Consider the following 20,003-nt stretch of genomic DNA (forward strand, 5'->3'; position numbering starts at 1 on the left):
CCCACCCACCTAACCCCCAACCACCACCCACCCACCGACCCCCAGCAACACCCACCCAGAAGAAGAACCCGCAAACCAACACCACCCACACCGACACCCACCCACCAACACCTCGACCGACACCCCCGAAACCCCCCACACCCCCAGACCTCAACCCCACCCGCACCACCACGCCCCAGCAACAGAGGGGCCGTGTCCTCGGCGCGTCGTGGTCGTTAGGCCATTCGGGTGACAGTCGGTCCAGGTCTACGAGGGGGACGGCGTGGATGTCAGGGATGTGCATCATGCCTACCGTCGGCGTGTGGTTCTGCGGGGCGTTGACCTGCGGCTCCGAGCAGGCACACTGTGCGGGATCGTCGGGGAGAACGGCGCCGGCAAGTCGACGCTGCTGAAGGTCATATCCGGCGAATTACGGCCCACGCGCGGCACCGTCCGTCACAGCGGCCGGTTCGGCTACTGCCCGCAGCACGTGGTCCTCAACGACGCCCTGACCGTCCGGCAGCACCTGACGTTCTTCCAGACGGCTTACCGCCTGGCCGATGTGCGGTATGCCGAGGAGCTCATGGAGGTTCTGGGCTTCACCGGATACGCCGACGAGCGGGCCGGGGTGCTCAGCGGCGGCACGCGGCAGAAGCTGAACGTGACGCTGGCGCTCATGCACGATCCGCAGGTGCTGTTGCTGGACGAGCCGTATCAGGGATTCGACTGGGACACCTACCAGCGCTTCTGGGACCTGGCCGTGCGGCTGCGGGACGCGGGGCGTTCGGTCCTGGTCGTCTCTCACCTGGCGTATGACACCGAACGCCTGGACGAGCTGTGGCGCCTGGACGGCGGGCTGCTCCGCCCGGACGAAGCGGGGGCCGCCGCGTGAGGTTCCACCTGACCCACTTCGCCGTCGCCACCCGGTTCACGCTCATCGAGCACGGCCGCAACCGGTTCGCCATGATCCTGGTGATCCTGTTCGTCCCGGTGTGGACGACCCTGGCGTACCTGGCGATGCCCGACACCCCGGCCCGGATGCGTCTCCGCGCCACCGGGGAGACGCTGGCCCCGCACGGCAACGAACTGACCGAGATCAGTGGCGCGCTCAACGCCGTCACACTGATCACCGGTTTCATGATGTTCGCCGCCACGTTCTCCGGCAGCGGCTTCGACCGCAGACTGGCCATGGCCGGCTACCCCCGCGCCCATCTCGTCCTGGCCAAGGTCACCGCCCTGGCCCTGGTCTCGGCAGCGGTCGCCGCCTACGCCACCGCGGTCACCTGCCTGGCCTGGACACCCCGCCAGCCCCTCCTGCTCGCCGCCGCGCTGTTCTGCGCCGGACTCACCTACGGTGCGCTCGGCGTCGGCTTCGGCTCCCTGCTGCGCCGGGAAGTCGAGGGCATGTTCGCCATCGTGATGACCAGCATCATCGACCTCGCGCTGCAGAACCCCATCAGCAGTTCCGGCGCCGACAACCCGCTCATACGCCACCTGCCCTCCTACGGGGCCATGCAGGCCAGCACAGCGGCCGGGTTCTCCACCACCCCCGTACCCGGCTACCTGGCCATCCAGCTCGCCTGGTTCGCGGCAGCCGCGCTGGTCGCGCTGGTGGGCTTCCGCCGCAGCACCCGCAGCTCCCTGCCGCCGACCACCCAGACCACGCTGCCCGGGCCGGGAAGCGGCAAGGACGGCCTTCCCACGCCGCTTCGGGCCGCCACACCATCGGCCGCGGCGTCCGACACGGAAGCACCCTGAGGTCCCGGTCCCCATGCGCGCCCTGTCACAGTCCACGACGGAAGACCTCGACGTGGCCCCGCGAGCACGGCGGAGGCAACCCACCGCCCGGTCGCTCACCGGTGAAGATCCGGCCCTGCGGGCGGCGTACCGGCTCTGCCGGCGCACCACGCGACGGCACGATCCCGCGATCCACGCCCTCATCCAGCTGATGCCGGCCGTGCTGCGTCCGGCCGGGTGGGCCCTGTGGGCGGCGGCGAACGCCCTGGACGACCTGGCCGACCAGCGGGATGCGGGACCGGCCGAGCGTGCGGCCCGCGTCGAAGCGTGGACGGAGGCCCTGCAACGCGACCTGGCGGCCGGCACGAGCACGGACCCGGTCCGGCACGCCCTGGTGGACACCGCCCTGCGATGGCGTCTGGACCTGTCCGGTCTGCGAGGCGCCATGGCCGGCACACGCGACGATGTCCGCGACCGGCGCTTCGCCGACTGGGCCGCGTGGCGGGCCTGGTGCAACGAGGGAATCGTGCCCTGGGTCGACCAGGTACGACACCTGTTCGAACAGGCCGGAGCTCCGATGACGTTGAGGCTGGACCAACGGGATGACTACGAGCGGTTCGTCAACGGTGCCCAGCTCACCGACATCCTCACCGACCTGGGCCCCGACCTCGCCCAAGGCCTCCTGCTCCTGCCGCAGGAGGCCCTGGACGCCTGCCCCGGCGCGGAGGACGACCTGCGGCAGGGGCGCTGGAGCCCGGCCGCAGCGGCGTTGATCGGCGCGATGACCGACCAGGCTCGCCGATGGGTGACCAGGCCCGCGATGACCAGAGGCATGCACCCGGGCGCCGCCACCGTGCTCAACACGTCCGCCCGCCTGCTGCGCGCCCAACTGGATGCCGTCGAGGCGACCGGCCCCGCCCTGCTCGAACGCGCCCCGCACCCCTCCCTCGTGGCCCGCGCCCGCATCCTCGCCCCCGCCCGCGTCCGCTCGCGTCTGGCCTGGAGCCTGACGCCCCTGACCGTGCCCGGACCCCGACGGCCCGCGGTGGAGGCGAGCGGTCCGAGCCCGGCAGCCGGAGACACCGCCCTGCGGCCCCCGCCACCGCACCCTGACGGCGCCCGGCCCCCGCGGATCGCCGCCGACCGGATGCCCTCCCACGTGGCGATCATCATGGACGGCAACGGCCGCTGGGCCGAGCAGCGCGGCCTGCCCCGCTCCGAAGGCCACCGCGCCGGCGGCGCCGCCGCGCACGAGATGATCTACGGCGCCCTGGAGATCGGCCTGCGCCACCTGACCCTCTACGCGTTCTCCACCGAGAACTGGAAACGCGACACCGAGGAGATCGCCACGATCATGGAAGCGATCCGACGCGACCTCGACGAAGGCCCCATCCGTGATCTCGACGTACGTCAGCGCTGGTCCGGCCGTCCCGACAAACTGCCCGAAGAACTCGTCCAGGCTCTTGTGCGCGAGGAGCGCCGCACCCGCGCCCGCACCGGACTGACCCTCACCGTGTGCTTCAACTACGGCGGCCGCGACGAGATCACCAGGGCCGCCGCAGCCCTCGCCCAGGCGGCCCGAGCAGGCGACGTGGCTCCCCATCTCATCGGTGAGGACGACTTCGCCCGCTACCTGCCCCACCCCGACATGCCGGACGTCGACCTGCTGTGGCGCACCGGCGACGAACGGCGCACCTCCAACTTCCTTCCCTGGCAGGCCACCTACGCCGAGCTGTACTTCACCTCCGACTACTGGCCCGACGTCGACCGGCGCGACCTGTGGCGGGCCATCACCGAGTACGGCCGGCGCCAACGCCGGTACGGCGCCGCCCCCCTCACCTCCCCCCAGGAACCACCGAGCGCCCCGTCACGTCCGGTCTGACCCCCCCGGGGGGGGGGACGGCGATTCGGGGCCCGGCAGGACGTCCACACCAGCCGGAGCCCCGAAGATCCGGCAGGAGTGCCGCAGCGGTCGAGGCCGATCGCGGTCTTCTGGCCGACCGGCGCATGGGGACTGGTTGAAGCGGGCCACCGCTGGTGGCGGCGGGTCGTCCGGCCCGCGGCGAGTCGGTGGGTGGGCTGCTCCGGACAGAGGGTGCGCCGCAGCAGGCCGCGCCGCGCTTCGCGGGTGTCGGGGGAGAGGCCGAGACCCGTGGTGCGCGGGGTTCGGTTCTCCTGTCCGGACAGTGCGTGAACGGCGGCCGGAGCGACAACGAGCCGGCCGAGCGGCGTCCTTGCCCGACCGAGCCGCTCGTCAGGGGATCGGAAGGGATGGACCTCGCGGGACGCATCGAGGTCGCCGGCCAGGCCGCCCACAGCGTCCTCGGGTGTTTGCAGGACGCCGTCTAGACTCGCTTCACGGCGCCCGGCGGATCGAAGGGAACACGTTTCTGTGCATACCTACGACAACCCTGTGATCAGCGGGTTCCACCCCGATCCGAGCGTGTGCCGGGTCGGTGACGACTACTACCTGGTGTGCTCCAGCTTCGAGTACTTCCCCGGACTGCCGCTCTTCCACAGCAAGGATCTCGTGCACTGGGAGCACATCGGCAACGTGCTCGACCGGCCCGGGCAACTGCCGCTGCCCCTGCCCGGCGCCAAGGCGTCCGGCGGTCTCTACGCCCCCACGATCCGCCACCACGACGGCCGTTACTGGGTCGTCAACACCAATGTCGACGGCGGCGGCAACTTCATCGTCTCGGCCGAGCGGCCCGAAGGGCCGTGGAGCGACCCGGTGTGGATCGACCTGTCCGGGATCGACCCCGATCTGGCGTGGGAGGAGGACGGCACCTGCTGGTGCGCCTTCTCCGGGCCTGAGGGCGGCATCAACATGGCCAGGATCGACCCGGTCAAGGGTGAGGTGCTGGAGGGGCCTTTCGCCACGTGGTCGGGCAGCGGCCTCAAGTACCCCGAAGCACCGCACCTCTACCGCATCGGCGACTGGTGGTACCTGCTGATCGCGGAAGGCGGCACGGAGCGCGGCCACAGCGTGTCCATCGCCCGCGGCCGCTCGCCGCGCGGTCCTTGGGAGGGCGCGCCCGCCAACCCCCTGCTGTCCCACAGCGGTACCGCCCGCTCCATCCAGAACGTCGGCCACGCCGACCTGGTGGAGGCTCCCGACGGGAGCTGGTGGATGGTGCTGCTCGGCGTCCGCCCCCGCGGTTTCACGCCCGACGTGCACGTGCTCGGCCGTGAGACGTTCCTGACTCCTGTGGAGTGGGACGAGGACGGCTGGCCCGTCGTCGCACCCGTTGCCGAGAGCCACGCGGTCCCGGGCGGTGCCTGGCATCCCGTTCCGGCCCTGCCCGCCCGTGACGACTTCGACGAGTCCGCTCTCGCGCCGCACTGGGTCTCGCCGTTCGCCCGCCCGGAGGGCTCCTGGTCGCTCACCGGGCGCCCTGGCTGGCTGCTCCTCAACGCCACCGGCCCCACCCTCGATCGCCCCGGGTACACCTTCGTCGGCCGCCGCCAGCAGCACCACGACTGCCGTTTCACCGCTGCGATCGACCCGGGCGCGGGGCGCGGCGGCCTCTGTGTGCGCCTGGACGAGGCCCACCACTACGAGCTGGAGGTCGGGAACGGGGAGGCCGGCGTCGTCGCCCGGATCGGTCCGCTGCGCCAGACCGTGGCCGCCCGGCCGGTTCCGGCCGGGCCGCTGACCCTCACCGTGACGATCCGGACGTCCGACCTCGTGCCCGCGTCGCCCGAACTCACCGACGGCGGCACCACGGGCCCTGACACCGTCGCCTTCTGGCTCGGCGATCCCGGTGCCCCGGACGCCCGGCCGCTCGCCGAACTGGACGGACGCTACCTGTCCACCGAGGTCGCCGGCGGCTTCACCGGCCGTGTGATCGGTATGTACGCCACCGAGGGCACGGTCGCCTTCGACTGGTTCGAGTACGCCCCGGTCCGGGCGCCCTCCGCGTGACGCTCGACGTGCGGCACCCGCGTCCGTGCGGGTGCCGCACACGGCACGCCGCGAGGCCGCGCCCTCGGGGGCCGTGGCCGGCGATGTCGGCCCGGGGGCGCAGGCGGCGGTACCGGCCCGGCCTCCTGTACGGCTTCCTCGCCGGTTAATCTGTCCCCATGCCCCCTCGCCCCGCCGGATCGCGCCCCACCCTGTCCTTGGTGGCCAAAACCGCTGGTACGAGCGTGCCCACCGTGTCCAAGGTGCTGCGGGGCGGGACCGACGTCTCGGCCGAGACGCGCGCGAAGGTCATGGAAGCCGTGCAGGCCGTCGGCTACACCCGCCGGGCCGGGTCCAAGAGCGAAAGCGTGCGGGACGAGAGCGGCTTGTCCAACGTGCTCGACCTCGTGGTCACCCACTTCGAGGGGTCATGGGCGAACCTGCTGATAGCCGGAGTCGGGCGAGAGGCGGCGGCAGCGGGGCTCGATGTCGTGCTGACGCTCGCCGAGCCGCACGGTGACTGGGTGTCGCGGGTCTTGAGAAGGCGCGCCGTCGGCACGATCGGGGCGCTGATCGATCCCGCCTCGCGGGAGTTCAACGCGCTCTGTGCCGCGGGCGTCCCCGTGGTGCTGATCGACCCGATGAGCACACCGCCGTCAGGGGTGGCGAGCATCGGTGTGGCGAACTGGGACGGCGGCCGTATGGCCGCTGAGCACCTCCTGTCTCTTGGCCACGTGCGGATGGGGGTCGTCGCCGGCCATGCCCGCCATCTCTTCAGCCGGGCGCGCGTCGACGGTTTCCGCGCGGCAGCCGACACGGCGACCGCCGGCAGTGCCACGGTATCCGTGACCTATGGCGGGTGGAATCGCGCCAAGGCGACGACCGCCACCCACACCCTGCTCGACAGCGACCCGGGGATCACGGGAATCTTCGCCTGTGCGGACTCCATGGCACTCGGTATCTACGACGCGCTGGACGCTCGGGGCCTGCGGGTTCCCGAGGACGTCAGCGTCATCGGATTCGACGACCTGCCCGAGGCGCAGTACATCACCCCTGGTCTGACGACCATCAGACAGCCCAGTACCGAGCTGGGTGCCGCAGCGGTCAAGCTCCTGATCGAGCTCTCCCGGGGCGAAGACGGCGGCGCCCGGTCCCCCGCCCGCATGGAGCTGGCCACCGGGCTGGTCGTCCGTGCTTCCACCGGGCCCGCCTCGGCAACCGCGGGGCCACGCCGATGACGCCGGCGGGCGTGTCCCGGCCGGTCTCATCGCGGCGCTGTCGTCGCGACCTGCAGGATGAGGCGGCTCGGATGGGCAGCGCCATGACGGATCGTGTATTCCGCCACGGTGGGCGCCTCGACCGACCCGGCCGTCTGGAAGACATTGCATCCGATGTCCCAGCGGGGTGACGAACTCGGTGCGACGTCGACTCGCACCCGATGCCCCGGCAGGAAGGTGTGTGCCGTCGACCAGAGGTCCACGACGAACTCCTGCTCCTGATCCGGCTCGATCGACCGCCTGTCGCCGCGACCCGTGATCGGGTCGACGGACCGCGCCGACCCCCGCTGCACACCGTCGGTGATGACGAGGCTGCTGCCGTCCGGGTGTTCGTCGCACAGCCGCACGACCACATCCGCGTCCGTTCCCGTGGTCGCGAGGTGGACGACGGCGCGAACCGCGCCCATCACCGTGAGTTCCCCGGCGAGCGGCACGGTGCGCCACGAGACCACGTCCTGCCGCGCCTCGATCGCCGCCTGGTCGGCAGGCCCCGCCTCGAACGGCGCGAAGAGGAGCACCGCACCGCCGCACGTCGGCACCGGGGACGCTGGATCGCTGGTCAGCCGCCGTTCACCGCTCCCGGCCGGCTCGGCAGCAAGCACTCCCCTGGCGCCCAGGTACAGCTCGAGCGTCCGCGTGTCGCGCGGAGGGAACTCGTCCAACTCGATCCACCGGTTCGAGCCCATCAGGAACACGCGCACCGGCGGCGTGTCCGCCGTGCCTGCGCGGAGGGTGGCGTCGAACCACCGCGCGTGCTGTGCGGTGAGGTCCCCGCTGCCGCCGAGGTCGTCGGCGGACGCGCCCGGTCCGAAGTCCACGTCGGCGATCCGGCCGGACATGTCGTCATGCGACCAGGGGCCGACGAGAAGGTGGGGCATCGGCCCGCCGGTGTCCTTCGCGCGGTGCAGCAGACGCCGGTAGACCTCCAGGGTCGACCCGAGGAAGACGTCGAACCACCCGCCCACCAGGAAGACCGGGACGTCGATCGCGTCGATCCGGTCGACGATCTTCCCGGCGCGGTGATGTGCCGACCCGAGCGGCTCCCGCAGCCGGTCCAGGCCCCACACGACGATCGCCTCGGCGTCCGGGGCGGCACGCAGAGCGCCGGCCCGGAACGCTTTCCGGGTCGCGATCGCCCGCTCGGTCGCCTCCCACCGCTTCCGCTCGGCCTCCCGCTCGCGGGCGGAGTCGATGCGCGCGATCAGATCAGGGGCGATCGCGTAGTGCGTCCACGCAAGGGTGCTTCCGATCTCCGGCACCCCGCCGCGGAACCGGAAGCCGTCGAGCGCCGACATCGCCGGCGTCATGGCGGGAGCGATCGCCCGCAGAGCCGGAGCGCCTCCCAGAAGAGCGCTGAACTGGGTGTCCGAGGCGTAGGACGCGCCCCACATCCCGACGGCGCCGGTGCATTCGGGAAGCGCCGCGAGCCAGGCCACGGTGTCGGCGCCGTCGGCCACCTCCTGCGCGCAGGGGTCGAAGACGCCCTCGGAGCCGAAGCGCCCCCGCACGTCCTGGAGCGCGACGAGGTAGCCGGCGGCGACAAGACGCCCGACGTCGAGCATCCCGTCATGTTCGTCACGGGTCGCGTCATAGGGGTGACGCGTCAGCAGGGCCGGCCACGGCCCGGTCCCGTGCGGAACCAGCAGGACGGTCCGAAGCCGTGTTCCATCGCGCAACGTGCAGGTCACCTCGCGGCGCTCGGCAATCGGGGCCGGCGGTTCACGGACCGGATCGCCGCGCCGGAGGCGAGCCGGCTCCTGACCGGGTTCCGTGTCGTCGCTCATCGCAGGGCGATCGCCGTCCACGACGTCGGCGGCAGCTCGACGGTGAGCAGGCCGTCGGCGAGTGCCGCGCTCGGGTTCGCGGCCGGGGTCACCCGGTGCTGCTCGGCGAGCGTGTTCTTCGCGTACACGTCGGAGTCGGCGAGTGTGACCGCCTCGGTGATGCGCGACGAGCCGAGGCTGCGCACGTCGATCGTGACCTGTGCGGTCTCCGCCAGGTCGCGGTTGACGAGGAAGACCGCGGCCCGGTCCTCGTCGACGGTCGCGACGGCGTCGAGGACGGATGCCTCGCCGTGGCGCGCCGTGTGGTACGTCGGCGCCTCGATCACGGGCCGGATCACCTCGCCGGAAGCGAGCCGACTCGTGATCGAGAACGGGTGGAAGGTCGTCTGCCGCCAGGCCGGGCCGCCGGGCTCGGTCATGATCGGGGCGATCACGTTGACGAGCTGTGCGAGGGATGCCGAGGTGACGCGGTCGCTGCGCTTGAGGAGTGTCATCAGCAGGTTGCCGACGACGACGGCGTCCGCCACCGTGTAGGTGTCCTCGAGTTGCCGGGGGGCGTGGCGCCACTCGTCGTAGGTCTTCTCGGACTCCTGGTGCTCCTTGAGGTACCAGACGTTCCACTCGTCGAAGGAGACGTTGATCTTCTTGCTGGAGCGTTTCTTGTGCCCCACGTGGTCGGCGGTCGCGACGACGGTGTCGATGAAGTAGTCCATGTCGATCGCCGAGGCGAGGAAGGAGCCGAGGTCGCCGTCGTGCTCCTGGTAGTACGCGTGGCACGAGACGTAGTCGACGTGGTCGTAGCTGTGCTCGAGTACCGTGCGCTCCCAGTCGCCGAACGTAGGCATGTTGGACCCGGAGGAGCCGCAGACGACGAGTTCGAGGTCCTTGTCGGCCTGCTTCATCGCGGCGGCGGTGCGGGCGGCGATCTTGCCGTAGTCGTCGGCCGTCATGAACCCGGTCTGCCAGGGGCCGTCCATTTCGTTGCCGAGGCACCACATGCGCACGTTGTGCGGGTCGGGTGTGCCGTTGGCGATGCGCAGGTCCGACAGCGCCGTGCCGGACGGGTGGTTGGCGTACTCGAGCAGGTCCAGGGCGGGCAGGATGCCTCGTGTGGCGACGTTGACCGCCAGCATCAGCTCGGAGTCGGTGAGCTCGAGCCACCCGGCGAACTCGTCGAGGCCGATCTGGTTCGATTCGAGCGCGTGCCAGGCGAGGTCGCGGCGCACCGGGCGTTTGTCGCGCGGGCCGATCGAGTCCTCCCAGCGGAACCCGGAGACGAAGTTGCCGCCCGGGTAGCGGATGGTCGTGCAGCCGAGTTCCCTGACGAGTTCGACGACGTCCATGCGGAATCCCTCGTCGTTCGCGCTCGGGTGATCCGGCTCGTAGAGCCCGGTGTACACGCAGCGGCCGAGGTGCTCGACGAATGAGCCGAAGGTGCGGCGCCGGACAGGGGCGATGACGGCCTGCCTGTCGAGCTCGATGCGGGCGCGAGGCAATTCGACGGTCCTTTCCGGGGGATGACACGGGGTGTGTCGTCGGCTGAGCGATGCCGGCGGCCGGCGGCCCGCCCCCGCCGTGGACACGGCAGACGCGGGACGGTCCGATTCGGGTCCTGGTGGCGGTTTCAGCCCTTCACGGCGCCGGTGAGACCGCCGACGATCCGCTTCTCGAAGACCGAGAAGAAGATCAGCGCGGGCAGCATGGCGAGTGAGGTGAACGCGAGGACCTTCGCGGTGTCCGTGGAGTACTGCGAGGAGAACGTCTGGACGCCGAGCGGCAGGGTGTAGTTCGCCTCGGTGTTGAGGATGTACAGGGGCAGGAGGTAGTTGTTCCAGCTGCCGACGAACCCGAGGATGCCCACGGTGACCACACCGGGCAGCGACAGCGGGACCGCCATGCGGAAGAAGAACCCGAGCCGGCTCATGCCGTCGATCGCGGCGGCCTCCTCGATCTCGTTCGGAATGGCCTTGAGGAACGGCACCAGGATGATGACGGTGGTCGGCAGGCCGAAGGCGATCTGCGGGATGATCACGCCGAGCAGGTTGTCGGAGAGGCCGAGGCCCTTGACGACGAGGTACAGCGGAGTGATCGCGATGACCATCGGGAACATCAGGCCCGCGGCGAACAGGGAGTACATCGCGCCCTTGAACCTGAATTCGTAGCGTGCGATCACGAAGCTCACCATCAGGCCGAGGACGACGATGCCGATGGTGCTCGCGACCGCGACGATGAGGGAGTTGGCGAACTCGCCCCAGAACGTCGTCGACTTCAGGATGCCGATGTAGTTGCCGATCACCCAGGGGCGCGGCAGGGCGGCCGGGTCCGTGGTGATCTGCGAGTTGGTGCGGAATCCGCCGAGCACCATGTAGAGCACCGGTGCGACGCAGACGCCGACGAAGAGCAGTGCGATGAAGTAGGTGAGGGGGCTTCCCCACTTCTGCGGTGTGTCGCGGTCGCCGCGGCGGCCGGTGGGTGCCTTCGGCTTCGCCGCGGAGGACGTCCGGGAGGGGGCGGTCGTCGCGCTCATCACACGGTCCCTTCGGTGACGGCGCCCCGGAGGTCGCGGCGCAGGACGAAGCGCTGGTAGACCAGTGCGACGATGAGCGAGATGACGAACATCACGACCGCGATGGCACTGCCGTAGCCGTAGTTGCCCGCGTTGCGGCCCTGGGCGAGCATGTAGATCGCCATGGTCGAGGTGCCCGCGGTGCCCGAGACGTACTGGCCCCAGATGATGTAGACGAGGTCGAACAGCTGCAGCGAGCCGATGATCGACAGGAACGCCCAGATGCGGATCGTCGGCCCCAGCAGCGGCAGTGTGATGCGGCGCTGGATCTGCCAGTAGGAGGCGCCGTCGATCTGCGCGGCCTCGAAGAGCTCGTCGGGGATCGACTGCAGGCCGGCGAGCATCAGGATCACCGCGAAGCCGATGTACTTCCACGTGATGATGGCCATCAGCGTCCAGATGGCCAGGTCCGGGTCGGCGATCCAGTCGGCCTCCAGGGAGCCCAGGCCGATCCGGCGCAGCAGGTCGTTGACGGCCCCGTTGCTCTGGAGCATCAGGCTCCAGCCGGTGCCGACGATGACCTCGGAGATGATGTAGGGCACGAAGATCAGGACGCGGACGATCGAGCGGCCGCGGATCTTCTGGTTGAGCAGGAGCGCGAGGGCGATCGCCAGCGGGCCCTGGATGACCAGTGAGAGGACCAGGATCAGGCCGTTGTGCCACAGGACGTCGTGGAAGGCGGGGTCGGTGAGGATCAGCTTGTAGTTGTTCAGGCCGACCCAGTCGGTGGGCGCCCCGTAGCCTTTCCACTGGTAGAAGCCGTAGTACGCGGCGAGCGCGACCGGGAAGATCACGAACATCAGGAACGTGATGATCGCCGGTGCGGACAGGACCGCGATCTCCAGTCGCATCCTGGCACGGCCCCGGCGGTGCGCAGCCGCTCGCGGCGGAGTCGGGGACGCGGACTCGGCCGCGTCCCCGACTCCAGGCGTGCCCTGCGACTGGCGGCCGTCGGCCGTGTCAGTGCCCAGGGTGTTGCTCATGTCTGCTTACTCAGCCCTTCTCGGCGGCAGCTTTGACATCCTTGACGATGTCGGCGGCGGAGCCCTTGCCCGCCATCAGGTTCACGACGGCGATGTTCATGGCGTTGCCGACGTTCTGGCCGTACATGGTGTCGAGGAACTGCATCGAGTAGGCGGCCTTGTTGAAGGCCTGCAGGGCCGAGATGTTGTAGGGCTCGGTGACGACCCCCTGGGCGTCCTTGTTCACCGGGATCGTGTCGAAGGCCTCGGCGTAGGCCTCCTGCTGGTCCTTGGTCACGACGAACTGGAGGAAGCCGAAGGCCTCCTTCGGCGCGTTCTTGGACAGCGAGTACCCGCCGGCGCCGCCCATGATGGCGGTCGGGTCGCCCTTGCCGCCGGGCACGGCGGGGAAGGGGAACCAGCCCAGGTCGGGGAGCTGCTTCTTGTCCGGGGTCAGGTCGGCGATCACGAGGGGGTTCCAGTTGCCCATGAGCTCCATGGCCGCCTTGCGGTTCGCGATCATGCCCGCCGAGGACCCGGCGCCCTGCTGCGACGAAGCCGTCAGGAAACCCTTCTGGAAGGGTTCGGCGTCCAGGAGTTCAGCGAGGTCCTCGCCGGCCTTGGTCCAGCACGGGTCGTCGAACGTGAGCGACTTGGCGGCCTCCGCCATGGTGTCCTGGCTGCACTCGCGCAGGGCGAGGTTGTAGTACCAGTGGGCGGCCGGCCAGGCGTCCTTGGCGCCGACGGCGATCGGCGCGACCTTGATCGCCTTCAGTTTCGCGACGGCGTCCTTGAGCTCGTCCATCGTCGTCGGCGTCGAGGTGATGCCGGCCTTCTTGAACAGGTTCTTGCTGTAGTAGATGCCCTCGGGCTGCGTGTCGAGCGGCATCGCGTAGACCTTGCCGTCGATCGAGACGCCTTCGAGGGCCGCCTCGCCCACGTTCGCCTTGTCGGTGTCGGTCAGTTCCAGTGCCTGGATCTGACCGGCGTTGACCATGGCCTGCATCTTGCCGCCACCGCGCTGGAGGAAGATGTCGGGCGCGGAGTTCGAGTTGAGCGCGTTCTGCAGCTTGCCGTCGAGGTCCTCGTTCTGGACCGACTGGATCTTGATCGTGACATCCGGGTGCAGCGACTGGTACTCCTTCGCGGCATCTCTCCAGTACTGCGCACCGCGCCCTTCCATCGCGTTCGTCCAGAGGGTCAGTGTGCCCTGACCACCGGACGAACCGTCGCTGCCGCCGGCGCAGCCGGTGGCAGCGAGTGCGATGCCCAAGCCGATCGCGGCAGCCGTCATGCTGCGGGTTTTCCTCATCACCGTGGAACTCCCTGATCTGTCGTCGGTAATCCAACGACGCATTAGTTTGCGCAAACTAATGGGCCGTCCGCGAAGCGGGAGCTAAGGTGTACAGCCCAAAACAAGCAAGTGGCAACCAAGAGTTTTCGCAAGTTGCTCAATCGTTACTGACACAACTACCGCCATACGCGATCACGGACAGGTGCGATGGCGGTTGAAAAGAGTCGGTGACGATCAAGGACGGACTCAGTCACGCCCGGTCAGGCCCCGGCCTCCGGGCCTCGGCCTGGAAGGTCGGCTTCCCTGCCGAACACCTCCGGCACTCCACCGGGACGCAAGCCCCGTGGGTGGGCCGCTCGACGCCTTGACACCGTTTTCCCCGGCTCCCTACGGTGCGCAGCACGTTGCGTGAGAGCACGGTTGACCCACCCACCGCCCGTCCCCGGCGAGCCTCATCCCCGCACCGCACCGCACCGCACCGCGGCAAAGCAAAGGAACCCCACCATGCGGATCGTCGTTCCCCGGCAGTCGACAACTCAGCTCTCCGAGGCCTGGCGCCACTGCGTCGGCACGGGTCGGTTCGACCTCGCGCTGCGGCGCGACTACCAGGAGTCGCTCGCCCTCGTCCAGAGTGAGATCGGTTTCCGGTACATCCGGGGACACGGCCTGCTCAGCGACGGGATGGGCGTCCACCGCCCCTACGACTACGCGGGCGAGCGCCGCGTGCGCCACGCCTTCACGTACGTCGACCAGGTCGTGGACGCCTACCTGGAGATGGGCATCGCGCCCTTCCTCGAACTCGGCTTCATGCCGTCCGGGCTCGCCTCCGGCGACGACACCGTGTTCTGGTGGAAGGGCAACATCACTCCTCCTCGTGACGGGAAGGAGTGGGCGGACCTCGTCCGCGCCGTCATCGGGCATCTGGCCGACCGCTACGGCATCGACCAGGTGCGCCGGTGGCCGATCGAGGTGTGGAACGAGCCCAACCTGGCGCCGTTCTGGGCCGCCGACCAGAACGCCTACCACCGCCTCTACGAGGTGACCTCGCTGGCCGTCAAGGAGGTGGACGCCGGACTCCAGGTCGGCGGCCCCTCACTGGCACCGGGTTACCAGGACGAGTGGATCCAGCGCTTCGCCGAGTTCGTCGAGGCCCGCGACCTGCCGATCGACTTCGTGAGCCGCCACGCCTACTCCTCCGGCCCCGAACAGTCCGTGCCGTTCGGCACGCACCAGACGCTCATGCCGGCGTCGGCACTGCTGGAGCAGTTCGGCGCCCCGCGACGGCAGCTGGCGGGCACCGAACTCGCGGACCTGCCGGTCCACATCACCGAGTTCAACTCCTCGTACCGGCCGGACAACCCGATCCACGACACCGCCTTCCACGCGGCGTACCTCGCACCGGTGCTGGTGAACGGAGGTGACATCGCGAACTCCTTCTCGTACTGGACGTTCAGCGACGTGTTCGAGGAGGTGGGCATCCCCACCGCGCCGTTCCACGGCGGCTTCGGGCTGCTGACGCACCGCCAGATCAAGAAGCCCACCTACCACCTGTACGCGTTCATGGCCGGGATGGGCGAGCAGGAGCTCGCCCGAGGCGAGGACCACCTGGTGACGCGGCACGGCGACGGGCGCGTCACCGTGCTGGCCTGGGCGCCGGCCGATCCGACCGGCGGCGAGCCCGTCGACGGCCACACCCTCCGCCTGTCCCTGCCCATCGGCTCCCCGGACACGCAGGGCTCCGCCTTCGCGCGCCGCCGCTCCGTGAGCGAGGACGCCGGCAACCCCTGGGCCGCCTGGTGCGAGATGGGGCGACCGCTCGCACCCAGCGACCACCAGCTCGACGCCCTCCACGAGGCCGCCGAACCCGCCCACTCGCACCGGAGCGTGCCCGTCGCCGACGGGCGCGCCGACGTGGACCTCGTCCTGGGCCGCAACGAGGTGACGCTGCTGGAGCTCACCCCCGTCGTCGACGAGACGCCGGAGTGGTGGAGCGACAACCGGCTGTTCGGCCTCGGCGCCGAGGACTTCGGCGCCTCCGTGCACCGGACGTGAGCGCCCCTGCCGCCCATCGGAGCCGCAGCGGCGGGCCACTGCCGCTCCGTGGCCGTGTACGCGGTGATCGTGCCGGGGTCAAGGTTCCTCCCGGCCCCACGGCCCGGCCCGGTCGGGCCGGGACTGTTCACGCACGACGCCTCAGGCGTTCCGTCCGCTGCCTCGTGCGCTCGGCCGCTCGGGGCGGCGTGGTCCGCGGCCGTTCACCGCTGACGGCACCGGGGCACCGGCGCACCGATATGAGCGACCCGCACCCACCACCGTGTCCTGGTGCGGCTACCGCGCCGACGTCCGCGAACGGCCGGGGCTGCGGCCCCCGACTCGTCCGGGCGGCTGCGGACGGCAGGGCGCCGCGCCGGTGGGCGGCCCTCTCGTCGTGCACCGGCGTGGTCGCGGGGGCCGGTGTACGGGTGTCGTGGCGGTGGTCGGCACGGCCGACACCGGCTACTCCTCCGCCGGCCCGCCACCGCGTCAGCGTGCTCTTCGCCATGGACGGCAGGCATGGCCGGCCGGATCGGATGCTCCGGCGGCTCGCGGACGGGCGGCTCGTCGGTACGTCCAGGTCACCACCGACCGCTCCCCCGCGCAGGGAGTCGGGCCGAACCCGCCTGGCGGACCCCGAGGCCCGGGCCGCCGCGTGCCGCCGGTCCGGGCCCCTTGCCGGGCCCCGGACCGGCGGCTGCGTGTCCGTGCTCCGGTGGTCAGGGCGCCAGGACGCGCACCGGGTCGATGCCGGCGGTGGTGTGCCGCTCGGCCCAGTTCTCCAGCGCCGTGCGGCAGGCGTGGTCCAGGTGGTGCAGTCCGGACAGGTCCAGCTCGATCGGCCGGTCCTGGGGCAGCGCCTCCAGACTGTCGAGGATCTTCGGCAGCCGCAGGAAGGTGGCGTTGCCCGACAGGTACGCCTGTACGGGGCCGGCGCCCTTGTCGACGACCTCCAGCCTGACGTGCGAGGCGTCCCAGGCGGTCTTGGCGACCGACAGGGCCAGACCGATCAGCACGCCCTCGAACATGTTCACCGCGACGATCGACACGGCCGTGACCACGAGGATCAGCGCCTCGCCCCGGTTCCCCCGCCACAAGGTGGCGACCTGGCGGAACGGGATCAGCTTCCAGCCCGCGTGCACCAGGATGCCGGCGAGGGCGGGGATCGGGATCAGCGCCAGGGCGGAGGGCAGCAGCGCCGCGAACACCAGCAGCCACACACCGTGCAGCACCCGCGAGGCCTTGGTCCTCGCGCCCGCCTGGACGTTGGCCGAGCTGCGTACGATCACCGCGGTCATCGGCAGCGCGCCGAGCACGCCGCACACCGTGTTGCCCGCGCCCTGGGCGATCAGTTCCTTGTTGTACCGGGTGCGCGGGCCGTCGTGCATCCGGTCCACCGCCGCCGCGCTGAACAGGCTCTCCGCCGAGGCGATCAGGGCGAAGGCGACGATGGTGCCGATGAGCGCCGGATTGCCCAGCTCGGCGAAGGCGTCCGCCCCGGGTGGCTGGATCACGCCGAGCAGGCCCTCCACCTCCACCGTGGCGACCGGCAGGGAGAAGACCGCCGAGGCGGTGGTGGCCAGCAGCACCGCCGCGAGGGCGCCTGGTACGGCCCGCACCTTCGCCGGCATCCGCTTCCACAGCACGACGACGGCGACGGTGCCCGCTCCGACCGCGAGCGAGACGAGCGCCTCGGTGCTGCCGAGGGCATCGGCCAGTGCCTGCGGCAAGCCCACGATCTTGCCGATGCCGCTCTCCGGGGCCGTGGCACCCGCGGCCGCGTACAGCTGGCCGGCGATGATCACGAGACCGATACCGGCGAGCATGCCCTCGACCACGGACAGGGAGATCGCCCGGAACCAGCGGCCGAGGTTGAGGGCGCCCATGCCGAGCTGGAGCAGACCGGTCGCCAGCACGATCACGCCGAGCGCGGGCAGGCCGAACTGGCTGACGGCCCCGAAGACCAGCACGGTCAGGCCCGCGGCGGGGCCGGACACCTGGAGGCTGCTGCCCGGCATGAGACCGGTGACGATGCCGCCGACGATCCCGGTGACCAGGCCGAGTTCGGCCGGGACGCCGGATGCGACCGCCACGCCGACGCACAGCGGGAGCGCGACGAGGAAGACCACCAGGGAGGCGGCGACGTCCTGTTTCAGGAAGGGGAACCGGGCTGCGGCGCTGGTCTCGGCCATCTGTCGCGCGCCCGCCTTCACAGTGCCGTGAAGGTGTCGGTCTGCGGACGGTGCGCCAGGACCGCGCCGGTGTGCACTTCGTAGTACCAGGCGTGCAGGTTCAGCTCGCCCCTGTCGAGCTTCGCGGCCACGCACGGGTAGGACCGAAGGCGCAGCAGCTGGGTCAGCACGTGGTTCTGCACTCCTTCGGCGACGGCCGGGTCCTCCGCCGCTCCCTTCGGGCGGGGAGTGGCGCTGCGGAGCCAGTCGCGCACGGCCGGCACGGCGTTCAGGTCGTCGCCGCGGACCAGGGCGCCCACCGCGCCGCAGTGCGAGTGGCCGCAGACGACGACGTCCTTCACACCGAGCACGTCCACGGCGTACTCGATGGTGGCCGCCTCACTGGTGGGACGTTCGAGGGCGTACGGGGGCACGATGTTGCCCGCGGTGCGCAGCTCGAACAGCTCACCGGGGCGGGCGCCGGTGATCAGGGCCGGTACGACCCGGGAGTCGGCGCAGGTGATGAACAGCACCTGCGGGGTCTGGCCTTCGGCGTATGCGGCGAATTCCTCCGGGCGCCGTCCGAACGTGCGGGCGTGGTCGATGAAGGGCAGCATGTGCGGTGATTCCTCCTGGCGCGTCATGGGGGCGCGTCGGGCTTGCACGGCAGAGGTACGGGATGCCTTCGCCCGTGTCAGCGGTGGAAGGCGGGGAGAACTGTCGGCGATATGGAGGAGCGTGAGGCGTCGGGCGCGGTCGGCTCGTGGACGGCCGTCGGGCCCCGGCCGAGGAGGGTGTGTTCGAGCGCCGGGGACACGGGGACGGAGACGCGGTGCCGGCCGCGGGGGTGGGGCGGCTCGGCCGACGCTCCGGAGCTGCCGCGGGAGCGCGGGATCGCGGTCTCGTCGTGTGAGGCCTTCCCGCTCATCACGCCCCCCGAGTGCGAGGCTTTGGCCTCAACCTGACGGACAGTATGTGCGGAAGCGAACGACCCGAAGGGAGGGCGGGGAAACGACGGGCGAACAGGGCTGCGGTGAAGAACACGACCGCAGCCCATGGCTCCACACCTCGGAACATACGCACCCCTTCGGGCAGCACGTACCTCTCGACCAGGCCAAGCGTTGGTCAACGGCTGGTCAAGAAAAACCTTATCCCGGCAAAGCGGCTTGCATGAGCAAGTCCACACTCCCGGCTCAAAAGAGCCCGAAAACCGAGGGTGCGATGACGCGAATCCACCCCGCCTCCTTCACGCCGGACCGCACCCGATCGCACCCGACCGTGCCCGGCCGTGCCCGATCGCGCCCGACCACCCGGCGCCGGCGATGCCCGGAACGACCGGGAAGCAGCGCGGCGGGGCCGTCCGGGCACCACGTGCCGGCACGGCCCCGCCGGAGCAGGCCACGGCGTCCGCCCCGGCCGTCTCGTCGCCCGGCAGCGACCGGCGGCGACCGGGGGCGCTGAGCCCCGGCCCCGGTGGTCACGGCCTCGTCGTGGTCCTGCGCCGCAACCGGTGCCACCGGCCCGGCCCGGCCCGCGTCCCACCTCCCGCGCCGCGTTGCCGCCCTGGCGCGCCCCACGCGCGTGCCGGTGCCGCCTCAGCCCGTCGCCCGCGTGGCGAACTCGCGCACGGTTGGCGATGGGACGCCGAGGGCGGCGGCGCGGCTCGGTGTTCACCCCCGTCGCGCCGGGGCCGGGTCCGCGGTCTGCCGGCGGGACGGCAGAGCGGCGACGGCCCGGAGGGTGTCGCCGATGTGCTCGCGGCGTCCGACGCGGCGGACCGGTGCGCGCCGGTTCTCCGGATGGGCGATGCCGTGCTCGACGCGGATGCGCCGCGAGGAGTGCGCCGTGTGCTGTCGCCCGCGCACCTCCTCGCCTCCCACCGGCCGGGGCGTTCCCGGATTCGCCGTGCGGTGGGGCGGTCACGCACCCGGGCCCCGGTGGCCGGAGTCGGCGAGGGACCTCCACCGCAGGCTCCTCGGCCGGGGCTCGGCCGACCCCGGCCGGCGGATTCACCCGTTCGGCCGCCCCGTCCGACCGGCCGCGCGCACGGCACGGCGGACGCGCCGCACGCCCACCGGCGCGCAACCACCGCGCGGCGGGGACGAAACCCCGGATCGCGGCGTTCTCCTGCGGATGCGCCGTCTCGCGGCCGTGCCGAATCCTGGTGGCACCGCGGCGGTGTGATCGCGCTGCCGCGCACGTGACGGCCTTCGCGGAGCCGCGAGGGCCGCCGGCCGCGTTCCTCACCCGCCGTCAGGGTCCCGGTCGCGGCCGTCGCGCGAGTCGAACGGA

The 20,003-nt window shown here is 71.0% G+C and carries 14 protein-coding genes; 6 read left to right on the forward strand and 8 right to left on the reverse strand.

Features of this window, described 5'->3' with window-relative positions; translation table 11 throughout:
• Positions 1-262 precede the first annotated feature (262 nt).
• The 5 genes from QC029_RS09680 (at position 263) to QC029_RS09700 (ending at position 6,861) form a co-directional block, all read left to right on the forward strand.
• On the forward strand, positions 263-871 hold the full coding sequence (locus QC029_RS09680; RefSeq protein ID WP_279555112.1) for an ABC transporter ATP-binding protein: 609 nt from the start codon (positions 263-265) through the stop codon (positions 869-871).
• The gene (locus QC029_RS09685) at positions 868-1,737 is read left to right on the forward strand and encodes an ABC transporter permease (protein WP_279555113.1); all 870 of its coding nucleotides are present in this window, start codon (positions 868-870) and stop codon (positions 1,735-1,737) included. Before QC029_RS09680 ends, QC029_RS09685 begins: the two co-directional genes overlap by 4 nt.
• Before the next feature lie 13 nt (positions 1,738-1,750).
• Positions 1,751-3,598 (forward strand): polyprenyl diphosphate synthase, encoded by a 1,848-nt coding sequence (gene uppS / locus QC029_RS09690; RefSeq protein ID WP_279555115.1) that lies wholly within the window; start codon positions 1,751-1,753, stop codon positions 3,596-3,598.
• Between the two features lie 510 nt (positions 3,599-4,108).
• Entirely contained in the window at positions 4,109-5,644 is a 1,536-nt protein-coding gene (locus tag QC029_RS09695; RefSeq protein WP_279555116.1) for a glycoside hydrolase family 43 protein, read from the forward strand.
• Positions 5,645-5,802: 158 nt separating this feature from the next.
• Positions 5,803-6,861, forward strand: a complete 1,059-nt coding sequence (locus QC029_RS09700) for a LacI family DNA-binding transcriptional regulator (protein WP_279555118.1) — start codon at positions 5,803-5,805, stop codon at positions 6,859-6,861.
• A gap of 26 nt (positions 6,862-6,887) precedes the next feature.
• Here the strand turns inward: QC029_RS09700 and QC029_RS09705 are convergent, their stop codons facing one another.
• The 5 genes from QC029_RS09705 to QC029_RS09725 all read right to left on the reverse strand — a co-directional run bounded on the left by QC029_RS09705 (position 6,888) and on the right by QC029_RS09725 (position 13,395).
• Positions 6,888-8,684, reverse strand: a complete 1,797-nt coding sequence (locus tag QC029_RS09705) for a CocE/NonD family hydrolase (protein WP_279555119.1) — start codon at positions 8,682-8,684, stop codon at positions 6,888-6,890.
• Positions 8,681-10,180, reverse strand: coding sequence for an alpha-N-arabinofuranosidase (locus QC029_RS09710; RefSeq protein WP_279555120.1), 1,500 nt, complete (start codon positions 10,178-10,180; stop codon positions 8,681-8,683). Before QC029_RS09710 ends, QC029_RS09705 begins: the two co-directional genes overlap by 4 nt.
• Positions 10,181-10,308: 128 nt before the next feature.
• Positions 10,309-11,211, reverse strand: a complete 903-nt coding sequence (locus tag QC029_RS09715; protein WP_279555121.1) for a carbohydrate ABC transporter permease — start codon at positions 11,209-11,211, stop codon at positions 10,309-10,311.
• Positions 11,211-12,233: a carbohydrate ABC transporter permease gene (locus QC029_RS09720; RefSeq protein ID WP_279555122.1), complete on the reverse strand. Its 1,023-nt coding sequence runs from the start codon at positions 12,231-12,233 to the stop codon at positions 11,211-11,213. The genes QC029_RS09715 and QC029_RS09720 overlap by 1 nt, the downstream gene beginning before the upstream one ends.
• Before the next feature lie 10 nt (positions 12,234-12,243).
• Entirely contained in the window at positions 12,244-13,395 is a 1,152-nt protein-coding gene (locus tag QC029_RS09725; RefSeq protein ID WP_279555123.1) for an extracellular solute-binding protein, read from the reverse strand.
• Positions 13,396-14,010: 615 nt separating this feature from the next.
• Between QC029_RS09725 and QC029_RS09730 the strand changes: the two genes are divergently transcribed.
• Positions 14,011-15,558: a xylan 1,4-beta-xylosidase gene (locus QC029_RS09730; RefSeq protein ID WP_279555124.1), complete on the forward strand. Its 1,548-nt coding sequence runs from the start codon at positions 14,011-14,013 to the stop codon at positions 15,556-15,558.
• Between the two features lie 701 nt (positions 15,559-16,259).
• On the opposite strand, the gene QC029_RS09735 is transcribed toward QC029_RS09730, so the two are convergent.
• From QC029_RS09735 to QC029_RS09745, 3 genes are all read right to left on the reverse strand, one after another.
• Positions 16,260-17,732: a SulP family inorganic anion transporter gene (locus QC029_RS09735; protein WP_279555125.1), complete on the reverse strand. Its 1,473-nt coding sequence runs from the start codon at positions 17,730-17,732 to the stop codon at positions 16,260-16,262.
• Between the two features lie 17 nt (positions 17,733-17,749).
• Positions 17,750-18,328 carry a carbonic anhydrase gene (locus QC029_RS09740; protein WP_279555126.1) on the reverse strand — a complete coding sequence of 193 codons (579 nt, stop codon included), beginning with the start codon at positions 18,326-18,328 and terminating at the stop codon, positions 17,750-17,752.
• 1,053 nt (positions 18,329-19,381) lie between these two features.
• Positions 19,382-19,576 carry a hypothetical protein gene (locus tag QC029_RS09745; RefSeq protein ID WP_279555127.1) on the reverse strand — a complete coding sequence of 65 codons (195 nt, stop codon included), beginning with the start codon at positions 19,574-19,576 and terminating at the stop codon, positions 19,382-19,384.
• Positions 19,577-20,003: the final 427 nt, after the last annotated feature.

This window comes from Streptomyces sp. DH37 (genome assembly GCF_029813835.1).
Classification (GTDB): domain Bacteria; phylum Actinomycetota; class Actinomycetes; order Streptomycetales; family Streptomycetaceae; genus Streptomyces.

Bases quoted from the DNA above. Each gene is read 5' to 3' on its own strand.
- QC029_RS09705 (WP_279555119.1), bottom strand. From the start codon at position 8,684: ATGAGCGACGACACGGAACCCGGTCAGGAGCCGGCTCGCCTCCGGCGC.
- QC029_RS09700 (WP_279555118.1), top strand. From the start codon at position 5,803: ATGCCCCCTCGCCCCGCCGGATCGCGCCCCACCCTGTCCTTGGTGGCC.
- QC029_RS09725 (WP_279555123.1), bottom strand. From the start codon at position 13,395: ATGGAAGGGCGCGGTGCGCAGTACTGGAGAGATGCCGCGAAGGAGTAC.
- QC029_RS09735 (WP_279555125.1), bottom strand. From the start codon at position 17,732: ATGGCCGAGACCAGCGCCGCAGCCCGGTTCCCCTTCCTGAAACAGGAC.
- uppS (WP_279555115.1), top strand. From the start codon at position 1,751: ATGCGCGCCCTGTCACAGTCCACGACGGAAGACCTCGACGTGGCCCCG.
- QC029_RS09720 (WP_279555122.1), bottom strand. From the start codon at position 12,233: ATGAGCAACACCCTGGGCACTGACACGGCCGACGGCCGCCAGTCGCAG.
- QC029_RS09740 (WP_279555126.1), bottom strand. From the start codon at position 18,328: ATGCTGCCCTTCATCGACCACGCCCGCACGTTCGGACGGCGCCCGGAG.
- QC029_RS09715 (WP_279555121.1), bottom strand. From the start codon at position 11,211: ATGAGCGCGACGACCGCCCCCTCCCGGACGTCCTCCGCGGCGAAGCCG.
- QC029_RS09730 (WP_279555124.1), top strand. From the start codon at position 14,011: ATGCGGATCGTCGTTCCCCGGCAGTCGACAACTCAGCTCTCCGAGGCC.